This is a genomic window from Microbacterium sp. A93 (genome assembly GCF_051842835.1).
On record NZ_JBPXMT010000015.1, the window covers coordinates 102718 to 119736 of the forward strand.

The 17019-nt window shown below is 67.9% G+C and carries 11 protein-coding genes; 1 reads left to right on the top strand and 10 read right to left on the bottom strand.

Translation table 11 applies throughout. The features are described from left to right. Positions 1 to 77: 77 nt before the first annotated feature. The 3 genes from rpsG to ACSU1G_RS29980 form a co-directional block, all read right to left on the bottom strand. Complete coding sequence (gene rpsG / locus ACSU1G_RS29970; RefSeq protein ID WP_439284533.1) at positions 78 to 548, bottom strand: 30S ribosomal protein S7; 471 nt, start codon at positions 546 to 548, stop codon at positions 78 to 80. Further along, entirely contained in the window at positions 548 to 922 is a 375-nt protein-coding gene (rpsL, locus tag ACSU1G_RS29975) for a 30S ribosomal protein S12 (protein WP_309811927.1), read from the bottom strand. Before rpsL ends, rpsG begins: the two co-directional genes overlap by 1 nt. A 379-nt stretch (positions 923 to 1301) precedes the next feature. After that, entirely contained in the window at positions 1302 to 2714 is a 1413-nt protein-coding gene (locus ACSU1G_RS29980; protein WP_439284535.1) for a carboxylate--amine ligase, read from the bottom strand. 50 nt (positions 2715 to 2764) lie between these two features. Here ACSU1G_RS29980 and ACSU1G_RS29985 point away from each other — a divergent pair, with 50 nt between their 5' ends. Next, entirely contained in the window at positions 2765 to 4045 is a 1281-nt protein-coding gene (locus tag ACSU1G_RS29985) for a lipid II:glycine glycyltransferase FemX (RefSeq protein WP_439284537.1), read from the top strand. A gap of 83 nt (positions 4046 to 4128) precedes the next feature. Here ACSU1G_RS29985 and ACSU1G_RS29990 read toward each other — a convergent pair whose 3' ends face one another. From ACSU1G_RS29990 to ACSU1G_RS30020, 7 genes are all read right to left on the bottom strand, one after another. Further along, the gene (locus tag ACSU1G_RS29990) at positions 4129 to 5013 is read right to left on the bottom strand and encodes an aldo/keto reductase (RefSeq protein ID WP_439284538.1); all 885 of its coding nucleotides are present in this window, start codon (positions 5011 to 5013) and stop codon (positions 4129 to 4131) included. 164 nt (positions 5014 to 5177) lie between these two features. Further along, entirely contained in the window at positions 5178 to 9074 is a 3897-nt protein-coding gene (locus ACSU1G_RS29995; RefSeq protein WP_439284540.1) for a DNA-directed RNA polymerase subunit beta', read from the bottom strand. Between the two features lie 104 nt (positions 9075 to 9178). Then, on the bottom strand, positions 9179 to 12700 hold the full coding sequence (gene rpoB / locus ACSU1G_RS30000; RefSeq protein ID WP_439284542.1) for a DNA-directed RNA polymerase subunit beta: 3522 nt from the start codon (positions 12698 to 12700) through the stop codon (positions 9179 to 9181). Positions 12701 to 12947: 247 nt separating this feature from the next. Beyond that, positions 12948 to 14150, bottom strand: a complete 1203-nt coding sequence (locus ACSU1G_RS30005) for an acyltransferase family protein (protein WP_439284544.1) — start codon at positions 14148 to 14150, stop codon at positions 12948 to 12950. A 310-nt stretch (positions 14151 to 14460) separates the two neighbouring features. Next, on the bottom strand, positions 14461 to 14844 hold the full coding sequence (gene rplL, locus ACSU1G_RS30010; protein WP_439284546.1) for a 50S ribosomal protein L7/L12: 384 nt from the start codon (positions 14842 to 14844) through the stop codon (positions 14461 to 14463). Between the two features lie 94 nt (positions 14845 to 14938). Then, positions 14939 to 15484 carry a 50S ribosomal protein L10 gene (rplJ, locus tag ACSU1G_RS30015; RefSeq protein ID WP_439284548.1) on the bottom strand — a complete coding sequence of 182 codons (546 nt, stop codon included), beginning with the start codon at positions 15482 to 15484 and terminating at the stop codon, positions 14939 to 14941. Between the two features lie 327 nt (positions 15485 to 15811). Next, complete coding sequence (locus ACSU1G_RS30020; protein ID WP_439284550.1) at positions 15812 to 16882, bottom strand: LacI family DNA-binding transcriptional regulator; 1071 nt, start codon at positions 16880 to 16882, stop codon at positions 15812 to 15814. Positions 16883 to 17019: the final 137 nt, after the last annotated feature.

A 17019-nucleotide genomic window follows, 5' to 3' on the forward strand; every position in this document is an offset into this window, starting at 1 on the left:
GGTTTGGGTGGGTGGTTCCAGTCGGATAGCGGCACGGTGCCCGGAAGCCTAGACAACGGCCTCCGGGCCTCCGTGGGTCACCAGCGGTAGTGGGCGAACGCCTTGTTGGACTCGGCCATCTTGTGCGTGTCCTCGCGGCGCTTCACCGCGGCACCGAGGCCGTTGGAGGCGTCCAGGATCTCGTTGAGCAGACGCTCGGTCATCGTCTTCTCGCGGCGGGCCTTGGAGTAGCCGACGAGCCAGCGCAGCGCCAGGGCGGTGGCGCGGCCGGGCTTGACCTCGATCGGCACCTGGTAGGTGGCGCCGCCGACACGGCGGGACTTGACCTCGAGGGCCGGGCGGACGTTGTCCATGGCCTTCTTGAGGGTGGTCACCGGATCGGTGCCGCTCTTCTCGCGGGTGCCCTCGAGGGCGCCGTAGACGATGTGCTCGGCGGTGGACTTCTTGCCGTCCACGAGCACCTTGTTGATGAGCTGGGTGACCAGCGGGGAGCCGTAGACCGGGTCTACGACGAGGGGGCGCTTCGGCGCGGGGCCCTTACGTGGCATTACTTCTTCTCCTTCTTCGCGCCGTAGCGGCTGCGGGCCTGGCCGCGACCCTTGACACCCTGGGTGTCGAGGGCGCCGCGGACGATCTTGTAGCGGACACCCGGCAGGTCCTTCACGCGGCCACCGCGCACGAGCACGATGGAGTGCTCCTGCAGGTTGTGACCCTCGCCCGGGATGTACGCGGTGACCTCGATGCCACCGTTCAGGCGGACGCGGGCGACCTTACGCAGGGCGGAGTTCGGCTTCTTGGGGGTGGTGGTGTACACACGGGTGCACACGCCACGGCGCATGGGGTTGCCCTGCAAGGCCGGGGCCTTGGTATTGACAACCTTCGGTGAGCGGCCCTTGCGGACCAGCTGCTGAATCGTAGGCACTCTTGGACTCTCCGTTGTTTGTTTCCAGGTCAGTTGCTGATGTCTGCTGACTTGCTTGCTCCAGCCCATGCGGGCGCACAGGACGGGCCCGCGTCAACCTGGACTGCTGGTGGTCGTTTCTTCGCACCCGAGGGGGTTCGCGTGAACGACCGTAGGCGTGCAAAAGTGTGGCATTCGTTGCGCAAGAACCCCGCAACCCGGACTGTGTCCCTGGTGCCACACAAAAACAATTGAGTTCATCCTACCACCCGCTGGCAGTGCTCAGGAAACCGGTGCACAGGGACCGGCCCTGGGGAATCCGAGCACGACGCCGGCCGGGCGCCTCCTGGGCAGATCTCGCCTCAGGCGTCCGGTTTCGCCTCAGGCCTCCGGTCGCGCCTCAGGCGTCCGGCGCCGGATGGTTCCGGAAGACCCGCAGGGCGTTGAGCTCGGTGGCCCGGTGGTAGGCCTCGCGGCGCAGGTCCCGGTCGGCCGGGTAGGAGAACGGGCGGACGACCCGCCCCTGCTGCGCGGCCTGGCGGATGCGCCCGCGCTGGGACTCGGTGGCGTACCGGCGCACCAGGGACATCGGGATGGTGGTGATCAGCGCCGGGCCGGCGGTGGTGATGGACTCAGGGGCCGCGGCGCCCGAGGCGGCGGATTCGGGAGTGGCGGAGCCGGGCGTGACCGATACTCCGCCCAGGTACTCCTCCACGAGGTAGGGCGCGGGGTTCGCCCCGGCCGCCGTGAGGTAGTAGTGGTTGCGCCCCAGCCGGGGATTCATCTCCAGGAACTGTGCCTGGTCGGTGCGGGGATCGATCTTGGTGTCGAACATCGCGAAGCCGTGCCAGTCCAGGGCCTCCAACAGAGCGGCGCCCTGCTCGGCGATGACGGGGTGCTGTGAGGCCAGCACCGCGCGGGCGTTGCCCTCGGTCCCCGGCGCGTGGTCCTCCACGATGACCTCACCGTAGGAGACGAGGCGGGTGGCCCCGGTGCGGTCACGGAAGAACGTCGCGATGCCCAGCTGGGAATCGGGCCCCGGCACCAGTTCCTGCACGATCAGGGACCCCGTGTAGCCGGCCTCGCTGGCGAGGGTGACGAGCCGCTCGATCTCCTCGGCACCGGACCTGCCATGCCCGGCCGTCTCGTGCACCACGTGGACCTTGCGACGCCCCTCGAAACGGATGTCCGCCCAGGCTCCGCCGTCCCCGGCCTTGAGGATCACGGGGAACCGGACCCCGGACCCGTCCTCCTCCCCCGCTGTCCCCGTCCGACCCAGCCCCGTCCCGCCCAACCCCGTCCCGCCCAGCCCCGCGGCGAACCGGCGCGCTGCCTCGGGAGTGTGGGAGCCGGCGTCGTAGGAGGTGGTCTTCGGGTAGGGCACCGCCAGCCGCTCGCAGAGCGCGTAGAAGTTCTCCTTCAGGGCGGCCGCGTCCAGCGACTCCTCGTCCGGGTAGGGCACGGTGTAGCCGGCGGCCGCCAGCCTCGCGCGGTGGCGGACCGCGAACCGCACGAGGTGGTCGTAGCTGGCCAGCAGCAACAGGGGCCGGTCCTGGGCTGCACCCGCCCGGCGCAGCTGACCGGCGACCCGCACGAGCGCGTCGATCACGGGTTGCTCCTCCGTCATCGGCCCGGCGGGGAAGGCCTGCAGGATGCGCGAGTGCCGCAGGTTGCGGTTGACCGTGGTGGGCACCACGGCGGAGATCACGCCGTAGGCCTCGTGGAACTCGCGGGCCAGGGAGTAGGCGCCCACATCCCCCCCGGTGATCACGGGAACGAAGGGTTGCTCAGCGGGTACCACGGTCGAGGCCATGGCTTCGATGTTACCGGCGGGGCAGACCCCCGGCGGCTAGGGTGGGAGGCGTGCCAGATCTAGCCTCCACCCCCAGTTCAACCCCCCGCTCCAGTACCGGCTCCGGTACCGGCAGGCGTCCGTTCACCGTCCGCCGGATCACCCGCGCCGAGCACGGCAGGTTCCTGGCGGAACACCCCGAGGCGTCCTTCCTCCAGAGCCCGCAGTGGCCCGGCGTGAAGATCGACTGGCGTGGGGATTCGCTGGGCTTCTACGACGGTGAGACCCTCCGCGCCGCCGCCCTGGTGCTGTTCCGCCGGCTGCCCGTCCCCGTGCCGGTGTTGAGGAACCGCTCCCTGGCCTACGTCGCCGAAGGCCCCGTGTTCGATCGCAGCGCTGGTGAGGGCGGTGGGGATGCCGGGGTGGACCTGGAGTCCGTGCTGGTCCCCCTGGTGCAGTACCTGAAGTCCCGTGGCGCCTTCCTGGTCCGGGTGGGCCTGCCGGGCGTGGTCAACCGCTGGGACGGTGCCGAGGTGCGCAAGGCCCTGGCCGCCGGAGACCACCGCTCCGTCACCCAGCTGAAGCCGATCCACACCGCGCCGGAGGCCGCCCAGGTCCGCGAACGGCTCACCGCGCTGGGCTGGCGTGCCCCGGGCGAGTCCGAGGAGTTCGAGGCGGGCCAGCCACAGTTCCAGGCGCGCATCCCCCTGCAGCCCGCGCTGGATGCCCCCGGCCCGGACGGCACCCCCGTGGAACCCAACAAGAACGGCGAGTCCCCCGCCCTCGAGGCGGCCCTGAGCCGGATGGACTCGACCTCCCGACGGCAGACCCGCAAGTCCACCCGCTCCGAGCTCACGGTCACCGTGGGCACGGCCGAGGACCTGCCCGCCTGGCAGGCCCTGTACGAGGAGACCGCCACCCGCGACCGCTTCACCGGCCGGCCCCTGGCCTACTTCCAGCGCATGTTCACCGAGCTCAACGCGGCACCGGACACCGAGTGCACCCTGTACCTGGCCCACTTCGGCGACCAGCTGCTCGCCGCCGCCATCTACGTGCGTCAGGCCCAGTTCGGCTGGTACGTCTACGGCGCCTCTTCCTCCGAGGAACGCAAGCGCTACGCCCCCCGGGCCCTGCAGCTGCGGCAGATCCAGGACTCCCTGGCCGCCGGCTGCACCTGGTTCGACCTCGGCGGGATGTCCCCCTCCCTGGACCCCGAGTACGAGCTGGCCGGACTGACCCGCTTCAAGACGACCATGGGGGCCGACGTGGTCCAGACCTACGGCGAGTGGGACTATCCCGTGAACCGCGCGCTGGCCGCGGCGTTCAAGCTGTACATGTCCCGGCGGGGCTGATTCCTGGGCTGATCACGGGGTTGATTCCCGGGCTGATCACGGGTTGATGCCGGGGCTGGTCCCGCAGTTGGTCCCCGGCTGGCTCAGTGCCCGAACGCGTCCGCGTCCTTGAAGGACTCGGGCGGGGTGGCCGAGTCCAGCGCGTCCACCGCGGCCAGGTCCTCGGCGGTCAGCTCGAAGGAGAACACATCCAGGTTCTCCCGCTGACGCTGTGGGTCCGCCGACTTCGGCAGGGCGATCCGGCCCTGTTGCACATGCCAGCGCAGCACCACCTGGGCGGCCGTCCGGCCCAGGCGTGAGGCGATCCGCGTGATCGCGGGCTGCTGCAGCAACTCACTGCCCCGGCCCAACGGCGTGTAGGCCGCCGTCAGCACGCCGGCGGCGGTGTTGGCCTCCTGCACGGCTCGCTGGGCGAACGCCGGCTGGCAATGGATCTGGTTGAGGGCCGGCACCAGCCCGGCCGCCAGCACCTCCTGCAGGTGGGCGGGCTTGAAATTGGAGACGCCCCAGGAGCGGATCAACCCGGTACCGGTCAGCTCGGCCAGGGCCTCGCACGCCTGGACGTACCTCCCCTGGTCCGGGTTGGGCCAGTGCACCAGGTACAGGTCGAAGTACTCCAGACCGGCCCGCTCGAGCGCGTCCTCGAGCCCGGCGCGCACCGACTGCACCGGTCCGTGCCACTCGCGGTTGAACTTCGAGGTCACGAACACCTTGTCCCGGTCGATGCCGGATTCGACGACGGCCCGCCCCACCGCGTCCTCGTTCCGGTAGTTCTCGGCCGTGTCCAGATGCCGGTACCCGGCCTCGAGCGCGGTCGAGACGGCCGCGGTGCACTCGGCTCCGGTCAGGGGCCAGGTGCCGAGCCCGATGAGTGGGATCCTGACGGCGGGCTTAGCGCTGCCATCGCCGTCGACGCGGCCGTCGGGGATGTTGGTGCCGGTGAGGGGAGCAGAAATCTGGGTGACCATGGCACCCAGCCTGCCATGCCGGCGTCGTGGTCCTGAAACACAGCGCTTCTGAAACACCGTGGTGCAGAATCACCGTGACCTTTAAGCGCAAAGTGACCTGACCCCGTCACAACGGTGGGGGGTCAGGTCACTTTGCGCTCAGAAGGCTAGCGCTTCAGCGGGGGTCAGCCGCGGAAGTCGCCACCCATGCCGTAGTCGTCCAGGCTGATCGCGTGGAACTCCGGCGTGCCGGACTGGTCGAGCCCCGGGTAATCGAAGTCCGCGAAGCCGGCCGGCCCGGTGAACAGGTTGGCCTTGGCCTCCTCGGTGGGCTCCACGTTGACCTTGGTGTAGCGGTCCAGGCCGGTGCCGGCCGGGATCAGCTTGCCGATGATCACGTTCTCCTTCAGGCCCAGCAGCGGGTCCGACTTGCCCTCCATGGCCGCCTGCGTCAGCACGCGGGTGGTCTCCTGGAAGGACGCGGCGGACAGCCACGAGTCGGTGGCGAGCGAGGCCTTGGTGATGCCCATGAGCTCGTCACGGCCGGAGGCCGGCTGGCGACCCTCGGCCACGGCCTGGCGGTTCGCCGCGGTGAAGCGCGAACGGTCCGCCAACTCGCCCGGCAAGAGGTTGGTCTCCCCGGACTCGATGACGGTGATCCGCCGCAGCATCTGGCGGACGATGACCTCCACGTGCTTGTCGTGGATGCCCACACCCTGGGACTGGTACACGTCCTGGACCTCCTGGACCAGGAACTTCTGGGCGGCCCGGGGACCGAGCACGCGCAGCACCTGCTTCGGGTCCACGGCGCCGGCCACCAGCTGAGTGCCCACGGCCACGTGCTCGCCGTCGGTCACCAGCATGCGCGAGCGGCGCAGCACCGGGTAGGCGATCTCCTCAGAGCCGTCATCCGGAGTCAGCACCAGGCGCAGCTGCTTCTCGCCGTCCTCGATGTTGACGCGGCCGGCGACCTCGGAGATCGGGGCCACACCCTTCGGGGTACGTGCCTCGAAGAGCTCTTGAATACGAGGCAGACCCTGGGTGATGTCGTCCGCGGAGGCCACACCACCGGTGTGGAAGGTCCGCATGGTGAGCTGGGTACCCGGCTCACCGATGGACTGGGCCGCGATGATGCCCACGGCCTCGCCGATGTCCACCAGCTGACCGGTGGCCATGGAACGGCCGTAGCACTTGGCACAGGTCCCGACAGCGGACTCACAGGTGAGCACGGAGCGCACCTTGATCTCGGTGATGCCCGCGGCGATGAACGCGTCGATGGCGACATCGCCGATGGCCTCGCCGGCCCCGCCCAACACGGTGCCGTCCTCGGATGACACGTCCACCGCGAGGGTCCGGGCGAACGAGGAGTTCTCCACGGTCTCGTGACGCACGAGCTCGCCGTCGGCGTTCGGCACGCCGATGACCTCGGTCAGGCCGCGCTCGGTGCCGCAGTCCTCCTCGCGGACGATGACGTCCTGGGAGACGTCCACCAGACGACGGGTCAGGTAACCCGAGTTGGCGGTCTTCAGCGCGGTATCCGCGAGGCCCTTACGGGCACCGTGGGTGGCGATGAAGTACTCGAGCACGGACAGGCCCTCCCGGTAGGAGGACTTGATGGGCCGCGGGATGATCTCACCCTGCGGGTTGGCCACCAGGCCACGGATACCGGCGATCTGCCGGACCTGCAGCCAGTTACCACGAGCACCGGAGGTCACCATGCGGTTGATGGTGTTGAGTTCCGGCATCCCCTTCTTCATCGCGGCGGCCACCTCGTCAGTGGCCTTGTTCCAGATGTCGATCAGCTCGGAACGGCGCTCCTCATCCGCGATCAAGCCCTTGTCGTACTGGGCCTGGACCTTGAGCGCCTGGTCCTCGTAGCCGACCATGATGGCCGCCTTGTCGAAGTCCGAGGTGATGTCCGAGATCGCCACGGTGACACCCGACCAGGTGCCCCAGTGGAAACCGGCATCCTTGAGGTTGTCCAGCGTCGCCGCGGTCTGCACCATCGGGTACCGCTCCGCCAGGTCGTTGACCAAGGCCCCGAGGGAGCCCTTGGTCGCCTGGGTGGACAGCCACGGGTAGTCGACCGGGAGCAGCTCGTTGAACAGGACCACACCCAGGGTGGTGTCCAGGATCACCGAGGCGCCCTCCACCCAGCCTTCGGGAGCCGGGGACTCGGCCGAGGGGACGAACCCCTCCACCGTGATCCGGACCGGGGCGTTCAGGTGCAGCTGGCCGGCGTCGAAGGCCATCAGGGCCTCGGCGACGGAGGAGTACTCGTTGCCGGCACCGGTCTCGTCCTCACGCACGGTGGTGAGGTGGTTGAGACCGATGATCATGTCCTGGGCCGGGACGGCCACGGCGCGGCCGTCGGAGGGCTTCAGGATGTTGTGGCTCGAGAGCATCAGCAACCGCGCCTCAGCCTGCGCCTCGGGGCTCAGCGGCAGGTGCACTGCCATCTGGTCACCGTCGAAGTCGGCGTTGAACGCGCCACAGACCAACGGGTGCAGCTGCAGGGCCTTGCCCTCCACCAGCATCGGCTCGAAGGCCTGGATGCCGAGGCGGTGCAGGGTGGGTGCACGGTTCAGCAACACCGGGTGCTCGCTGATGACCTCTTCGAGCACGTCCCACACCTGCGGGCGGAAACGCTCCACCATCCGCTTGGCGGACTTGATGTTCTGAGCGTGGTTCAGGTCCACCAGACGCTTCATGACGAAGGGCTTGAACAGCTCCAGCGCCATCTGCTTCGGCAGGCCACACTGGTGCAGCTTCAGCTGCGGACCCACCACGATCACGGAACGCCCGGAGTAGTCCACGCGCTTGCCGAGCAGGTTCTGGCGGAACCGGCCCTGCTTGCCCTTGAGCATGTCGGACAGCGACTTCAACGGACGGTTGCCCGGTCCGGTGACCGGACGGCCGCGGCGGCCGTTGTCGAACAGGGAGTCGACCGCTTCCTGGAGCATGCGCTTCTCGTTGTTCACGATGATCTCGGGAGCACCGAGGTCCAGCAGGCGCTTCAGGCGGTTGTTGCGGTTGATCACCCGGCGGTACAGGTCGTTCAGGTCGGAGGTCGCGAAGCGGCCACCGTCCAGCTGGACCATCGGGCGCAGCTCCGGCGGGATCACCGGGACGGCGTCCAGGACCATGCCCAGCGGCGAGTTGTCCGTGGTGAGGAACGCGTTGACGACCTTCAGACGCTTCAGGGCGCGGGTCTTGCGCTGGCCCTTGCCGGTCTTGATGATCTCCCGCAGGGACTCGGACTCGCCCACCAGGTCGAAGGTCTCGAGACGCTTCTTGATGGACTCGGCGCCCATGGAGCCCTCGAAGTACTTGCCGTACTTGTCACGCATCGCACGGAACAGGCCCTCATCGCCCTCGAGGTCTGCGACCTTGAGGGTCTTGAAGCTGTCCCAGATCTTCTCCATCCGGTCCAGCTCGGCGTCGGCCCGCTTGCGGATCTGCGCCATGGTCTTGTCCGCGGAGTCGCGGGCCTTCTTCTTCTCGGCAGCCTTGGCCCCCTCGGCCTCCAGCTTGGCCAGGTTCTTCTCCAGGTCCCCGGCGACGGCGGCGATGTCGGCATCGCGCGTGTCCGCCAGGTGCTTGGTCTCCTGGTCGTGCTCGGCCTGCAGGTTCGGCAGGTCCGCGTGGCGGGCCTCCTCATCCACCGAGGTGATCATGTAGGCCGCGAAGTAGATGATCTTCTCGAGATCCTTCGGTGCCAGGTCCAGCAGGTAGCCCAGGCGAGAGGGCACGCCCTTGAAGTACCAGATGTGGGTGACCGAGGCAGCCAGCTCGACGTGGCCCATCCGCTCACGGCGGACCTTGGAGCGGGTCACCTCGACGCCGCAGCGCTCACAGATGATGCCCTTGAAGCGGACGCGCTTGTACTTGCCGCAGTAGCACTCCCAGTCCCGGGTGGGGCCGAAGATCTTCTCGCAGAAGAGTCCGTCCTTCTCCGGCTTCAGGGTGCGGTAGTTGATGGTTTCGGGCTTCTTGACCTCGCCGAAAGACCAATCGCGGATCTCGTCCGCAGTCGCGAGGCCAATGCGCATGTGGCCAAATGATGAGTTGTCGTTGGACATGGTCCGTTGAACTCCTGATTCGTTGCGTGATTCAAGACGTGGAAGAAGTCTTTTGAAGTCTGGGGTGGGACGGGGAACAGGGGTGTCCGGTGATCCGGACCGGCTCAGACCTCTTCGACCGAGCTGGGCTCGGCGTGGGACAGGTCGATACCCAGTTCCTCGGCGGCCCGGAAGACTTCATCGTCCGAGTCACGCATCTCGATCGTGGTGCCGTCGGCGGAGAGGACCTCCACATTCAGGCACAACGACTGCATTTCCTTGATGAGGACCTTGAACGACTCGGGAACGCCCGGCTCCGGGATGTTCTCGCCCTTCACGATGGCCTCGTAGACCTTCACACGACCATGGATGTCATCCGACTTGATCGTCAGGAGCTCCTGCAGGGTGTAGGCGGCGCCGTACGCCTCCAGGGCCCAGACCTCCATCTCACCGAAGCGCTGGCCACCGAACTGTGCCTTACCACCCAGCGGCTGCTGCGTGATCATGGAGTACGGGCCGGTGGAGCGCGCGTGGATCTTGTCATCCACCAGGTGATGCAGCTTCAGCATGTACATGTAGCCCACGGAGACCGGGTCCGGGAAGGGCTCGCCGGAGCGGCCGTCGAACAGGGTGGCCTTGCCGTTGGTGCCCACCAGGCGCTGGCCGTCGCGGGTGACGTTGACGTGGCCGAGCAGACCCTCGATCTCGTGGGCCTCGGCACCGTCGAACACCGGGGTGCCGACGTTGACCGGACCGGAGGAACGCGGCAGGTTCGGCAGGTCCTTGAGCCACTCGGGCTCGCCCTGGATGTCCCAGCCGCGGGAGGCGGCCCAACCCAGGTGCAGCTCCATGACCTGACCCAGGTTCATACGACCCGGAACACCCAGGGGGTTCAGGATGATGTCCACCGGGGTGCCGTCCTCGAGGAACGGCATGTCCTCCATCGGCAGGATCTTGGAGATGACGCCCTTGTTGCCGTGGCGGCCGGCCATCTTGTCGCCGTCCGTGATCTTGCGCTTCTGGGCCACGTACACGCGGACCAGCTGGTTCACGCCCGGGGGCAGGTCGTCGTCCTCGTCGCGGTCGAAGATCCGCACGCCGATCACGGTGCCGGACTCGCCGTGGGGCACCTTCAGGGAGGTGTCACGCACTTCGCGGGACTTCTCGCCGAAGATGGCGCGCAGCAACCGCTCCTCCGGGGTCAGCTCGGTCTCGCCCTTCGGGGTCACACGCCCCACCAGGACGTCCCCGGCCTCGACCTCGGCACCGACGTAGATGATGCCGCGCTCGTCGAGCTGGGCCAGCACCTCGTCGGAGACGTTCGGGATGTCCCGGGTGACCTCCTCGGCGCCCAGCTTGGTGTCACGGGCGTCGACCTCGTGCTCCTCGATGTGGATCGAGGTGAGCACGTCCTCGGAGACCATGCGCTGGGACAGGATGATGGCATCCTCGTAGTTCAGGCCCTCCCAGGGCATGAAGGCCACCAGCAGGTTCTTGCCGAGCGCCAGTTCGCCGTGGTCCGTGGCGGGGCCGTCGGCGATGACCGACAGCTTCTCCACGCGGTCACCCTCGGTGACGCGCACCCGCTGGTTGTAGGCGTTGCCCTGGTTGGAGCGGGCGAACTTCATGATCGGGTAGTGGCGCATGGTGCCGTCATCGTTCATGACGGTCACGAGGTCGGCCGCGACCTCGGTCACGACGCCGGGGGCCTCGGCCGTGATGGAGTCGCCGGCGTCCACCGCGATGTACTTCTCCATGCCGGTGCCCACCAGGGGTGCCTCGGCCTGGAGCAGCGGCACGGCTTGGCGCTGCATGTTCGCACCCATCAGGGCGCGGTTGGCGTCGTCGTGCTCCAGGAACGGAATCAGCGCGGTGGCGGCCGAGACCATCTGCCGCGGGGAGACGTCCATGTAGTCGATCTCGTCCACACCGGACAGCACGGGCTCGCCGCCGCCGCCGCGCTGGCGGCAGAGCACGAGGTCCTCGGCGAAGGAGCCGTCCTCGTTCAGCGGGGCGTTGGCCTGGGCGATCTGGGCTTCCAGCTCGTCATCGGCGGTCAGGTAGTCGACCTGCTCGGTCACGATGCCGTCCACGACCTTGCGGTACGGGGTCTCGATGAAGCCGAAGGGGTTGATGCGGCCGTACGTGGCCAGCGAGCCGATGAGGCCGATGTTCGGGCCTTCCGGGGTCTCGATGGGGCACATGCGGCCGTAGTGGGACGGGTGCACGTCACGGACTTCCATGCCCGCACGGTCACGGGACAAGCCGCCCGGGCCGAGCGCGGACAGGCGCCGCTTGTGGGTCAGTCCCGCCAGCGGGTTGTTCTGGTCCATGAACTGCGAGAGCTGGGAGGTTCCGAAGAACTCCTTGATCGAGGCCACCACGGGGCGGATGTTGATCAGGGTCTGCGGGGTGATCGCCTCGACGTCCTGGGTGGTCATCCGCTCGCGCACCACGCGCTCCATGCGGGACAGGCCGGTGCGGATCTGGTTCTCGATCAGCTCACCGACGGCGCGGATACGGCGGTTGCCGAAGTGGTCGATGTCATCGACCTCGACGCGCACGTCCACGGACTCGCCGCCACGCTTGCCGGGGATGGTCTTCTCGTTGGCGTGCAGGGCCACGATGAAGTGCACCATCTGGCGGATGTCATCCTCCGTCAACACGGAGGCGTTCGGATCGGACAGCGGCACGTCCACGCCCAGCTTGCGGTTGAGCTTGTAACGGCCCACCTTCGCCAGGTCGTAGCGCTTCGGGGTGAAGTACAGGTTGTTCAACAGGTTCTGCGCGGCGTCCACGGCGGCGGGCTCGCCCGGGCGGAGCTTGCGGTAGATGTCCAGCAGCGCCTCGTTCTGGCCCTCGGTGGGGTCCTTCTCGAGGGTGGCACGGATGGAGTCGTACTGACCGAACTCCTCCAGGATGCGGGACTCGGACCAACCCATGGCCTTGAGCAGCACGGTCACGGGCTGCTTGCGCTTGCGGTCCAGGCGGACGCCCACCTGGTCGCGCTTGTCCACCTCGAGCTCGAACCAGGCACCACGGGACGGGATGATCTTCGCAGTGAAGATGTCCTTGTCACTGGTCTTGTCCGGGGTGCGCTCGAAGTAGGCGCCGGGCGAACGGACGAGCTGGGAGACGACCACGCGCTCGGTGCCGTTGATGACGAAGGTGCCCTTGTCCGTCATGAGCGGGAAATCGCCCATGAACACCGTCTGCTGCTTGATCTCGCCGGTGTTGTTGTTCATGAACTCGGCCTTGACGTACAGCGGGGCCGCGTAGGTGGTGTCGCGCTCCTTGCACTCGTCCACCGGCATCTTCGGGTCCGAGAACTCCGGCTCGGTGAAGGACAGGGACATGGTGCCCTGGAAGTCCTCGATCGGGGAGATCTCCTCGAAGATATCGGCGAAACCGGAGGTGGCCGCCACGGAGTCGTCACCGATCTCCTGGGCGTGGGCCACGCGCTCGGCCCACCGATCATTGCCCACGAGCCGATCGAACGACTCCGTCTGCAGGGCCAACAGGTCCGGCACTTCCAGCGGCTCATGAATCTTCGCGAAGGAGATTCGGCCAGCACTGGCGCCGGAGCGGGGCGAGACGCCCCCGGGGAAATTAGCGGTATCGGTATTTGAGGTGCTCGAGGCGACCAAGAGGGATCCTTCCACAGACCGTCTTTACTTCCGTGCACTCCCCCATTTCAGTCCACAACGCTGGGGCCCACCGCTATTTGAAGGCCAGACCAGACGCCACGCCCCAGTAACCCCGGCATATCTAAAGACATAGTCGGGGGAAGGGCACAGTGGACTGAGGGGAGACGTAAGGAATCATCCTAACCATCCTGGGCCCCGAAGTCCAGTCCCGCCCGCGCGCCGCCGCCGAGGGCACCGGAGGCATGTGTTAGAGACGGCGGGAGCCCAGGACTGACCAACGCCCGACGCCGGCCGTCACCGCCCGCTGCAGTCTGGGGCCCAGCGGGCGCTCGACCCATCGGTGCAGCAACCATGCGGCACCCAGCACGGCGGCCAGGGCCACCACCAGGACTGCCTCCCGCGGCAGGTGGGGTGAGAGCAGCATGATCAGCCACCACCCCCACAGCTGGTGGAGGAGGTACACGGGGTAGGTCAGTTGTCCGGCCAGGGTCATCCCCGGCACCTGCAGACGGGCCAGCGGGGTCAGCACCACCACGGCCACGAGCGCGAACAGCACGGCGGCGATCGCCACGAAGACCCAGAACGGGTAGTCGTAGCCGGTGAGCTTCACGGTCTCCGGCTGCTGGACCCGGGCGGACCACAGACTGCCGATCGCCACGTTCACCACCAGGGCCACCCAGCGCAGTGGCGTGTGACCGAACTTGAAGAGCAGGAACAGGGCCATCCCCCCGGCGAAGAGCGCCGAGTACTGGGGGAAGAAGACGTGCTCCACCCAGGAGACCGACTGCCCGGACGCCCGGAGGCCGAAGTAGATGGCGTTGCCGAGCAGCGGCCAGACCAGGGCGAAGGCCTGGACCCGGCGCACGGTCATCCCGATCAGGGTGAAGGCCAGGATCCACAGGTAGAACTTCATCTCCACCCACAGGGTCCAGTACACGCCGTCGATGTGGCCGACCCCCATCCCACCCTGGAACATGGTGAGGTTGGCCCAGATGTCCGAGGGGCTGCGCTGGGAGCCCATCTCCGGCCAGATCACGAAGGTCAGCGTGGCGGTGGCGAGCACGGCCACCCAGTAGGCGGGATACAGGCGTCCCACACGGGAGCCGATGAACCTCGCCGGGGACTTGCCGTAGGAGGAGAGCAGGATCACGAAGCCCGAGATGATGAAGAACAGCTGGACGCCGAGGGCCCCCACGGAGCTGAACTGACTGAGCCACGGCCAAGCCTCGGCGGCTGGTTCCCCGTGGCGCCCCCAATACCCGTGGTGCCACGCCGTCCAGTGGAAGAGCACCACGGCGAGGGCGGCGAGCAGCCGGAGACCATCCAGCAGCGCCAGGCGAGGCCGGGCTGGGAGGGGCGCGGCCGTCGTCGTACCCGGTGCCTCCAGTACGTCCGACCCGGCCCCCCGGATTCGCGGCTCGACCCGCGGCAGCTCCGTTGTCGCGACCATGCTCGGCCCCCTCCCTCACTGTCCAGGCGGTCCAGACGGCATCACCGATCCCGTTCGGTGGCACCGCAGACGCGCTCCGCACCCCCCGTGGTGTGTGCCTGGCGTTCGTCGAGGCGGGCGTCGTCTTTATCGTTTCGTGATCATACGAAGCCTGTCTGAACGGATGCTGGGAATGACTCCATCATCGGGGAGCCGCGAAACCATCAGGGAGCCGTTAAACACAGAGCGGCCCCATCCTCCCCGCACAGCGGTTCGGATGGGGCCGTTCAAGCAAGCAGACAGCGGCTCGGTCAGGACCGGGCCGCCCTCATCACTTGAGGGTGACGGTGGCGCCGGCGCCCTCGAGCTGCTCCTTGGCCTTGTCGGCAGTCTCCTTGTTGACGCCCTCCAGGACGGCCTTCGGAGCGGCGTCGACGAGGTCCTTGGCTTCCTTCAGACCCAGCGAGGTCAGAGCGCGGACCTCCTTGATGACGCCGATCTTCTTCTCGCCGGGGGCCTCGAGGACCACGTCGAACTCGGTCTGCTCCTCTTCGGCCTCAGCGGCAGCGGCGGCCGGGGCGGCACCTGCAGCGGCGACCGGGGCGGCAGCGGTGACTTCGAACTTCTCCTCGAAGGCCTTGACGAACTCGGAGAGCTCGATGAGGGACAGCTCGGAGAAGGCCTCGAGCAGTTCTTCGGTGGACAGCTTAGCCATGGTGGGCTCCTTTACTTCCGCGCATTCACAGATGGCACGGATGAGTTTTCACGGATGTGAGGGTGTGTTGGCCGCACGAGCGACCGGGGTGGTGTTACTCGGCGGTCGGCGCCGCGGCGCCACCGGACTCGTCGACCTTCGCACGCAGGGCGTCCACGGTGCGGACGGCCTTCGAGAGCGGGGCCTGGAACATGTAGGCCGCCTTGTGGAGGTTGCCCATCATGGCACCCGCCAGCTTGGACAGCAGAACCTCGCGGGACTCAAGGTCCGCGAGCTTCGTCATGCCGGCCGCATCGAGGAACTGGCCCTCCATGTAGCCACCCTTGACGACCAGCGCCTCGTGGGTTTTGGCAAAGTCACGCATCGCCTTGGCCGCGTCCACCGGGTCACCGGAGACGAAGGCAATTGCGGACGGACCGGTCATCTTGCCCTTGAAGGCATCGACGCCGGCCTGATCGGCCGCGATTTCAGTGAGCGTGTTCTTCACCACGGCATAGGTCGCGTTCTCACCGAGTGCACGGCGAAGCTCCTTGAGCTCCGCCACGGTGAGTCCACGGTATTCCGTCAGCACAGCTGCGGTGGAGGTACGGAACAGATCCGCCAACTCCGCCACAACAGCGTTCTTCTCAGACGTCGCCATGGCACTCCTTCCATTGCAGTGGGGCCGGTCACCCTCCCCTAGAGGACTAGGCAACGAAAAACGCCCCGTGCAGGTGCACGGGGCGTGGCAGGACGGCCCGGAAGGACCGTGAAGCATTGCTCAGTATCACCTGCGCGGGCCGCCTCCGTGTGGAGGGCTTTACGGTTGCGCCCACCGGGGATCAGCGAGGATTCCCGGCGTGCGCCAACGACCGGCGGTCTTTGGTTCCCCCCACGATAGTCCCGACGACGGCCGGTCACCAAATCGAGGCCGCGTACTCTCGCCCACCGCCATCCAGCCTCCGCCCACCCCCCGCTCACCCCCCGCTCAGCCGCTGCGCGCGGGGCCGGTCGACCCGCGCACCTGCAACCCCGAGGCGAGGCGGAGCTGACGCACCGTACCCTCCCCCGCCATCTGCGCGAGCACCAGGTCCACGGCGGCCCGGCCGGACTGCTCCACCGGGGCATCCACACAGGTCAGCCCGGTGTGGACGAACTCGGAACCATAGGTGTTGTCATACCCGGCCACGGAGACACGCCCCGGGACGTCCACCCCCAGGGACAGCAGGTGCCGCAGGATGCCGACCGCCAGCTGATCGTTGTAGCCGATGATGGCGGTGGGCTTCCGGGCCCAGGCCAGCGCGGCCGCCGCGGGGCCCTGGCCGATCAACGGCTTGAAGGGGCCCACGGTGATCAGCTCGATCCCCAGCGCCTGCGCCGCCTCGTCCTGGGCCTTCTGCCGCAGCGCGTTGCTCCAGGCGCTGCGTGGCCCCGCGCAGTAGACGATCCGTCGGTGCCCCAGTGCATGCAGGTGTTCGATGAGGTGGCGGCTGGAGTCGGCGTCCCCGGCGACCACCGAGCTGATACCGGCCACCTCCCGGTTGAACAGCACGAGCGGGCGCCTCCGCGCCATCTCCCGCAGCTCGGTGTCCGAGGTCCAACGGGCCGCGGCCACCACCCCGTTGGCCTCCCCCGTCAACCGCTCCAGCAGGGTCCGCTCCATGGTCGCGGACTCCTCGGCATCCCCCAGGGTCACCAGGTAGCCCGAGGAACGAGCCTGGTTCACGGCGCCCTTCAGCAGGTCGGCGAAGAACGGGTTCGCCAGGTCCTGCACCAGCAGGTTAACCGTCCGGGAGGCCGTCACCGCTGCCGGCCGCGGCGGCTCGCGGCGGTATCCCAGCTGCCCCGCGGCTTCCATGACCCTCTCCACGGTCTGGAAGTTCACCCGGTCCGGACGGGTGAAGGCCCGGGAGACGGTGGACGGGGCCACACCGGCCGCCCGCGCGACGTCCTCCAGGCGCACCCGGCCTTCAGGCACGCCAGAGGGCGCCGCATGGTTCGGCACTGCATGGTTCGGCACCGCGTCATTCCGCATCGCGTTGTTCCGTGCTGCATTCATGGCGTTGTCAACTTTTGTCGAAGGATATTCGGGGGACATCGTGGGACATCGGGAGAACGGACCGGGTACGGCGGGCTGGGCTGTGTGCAGGATCTTTCCACCGTTTGCCATCAATAGTCCAGCACCGATCTGGTTCC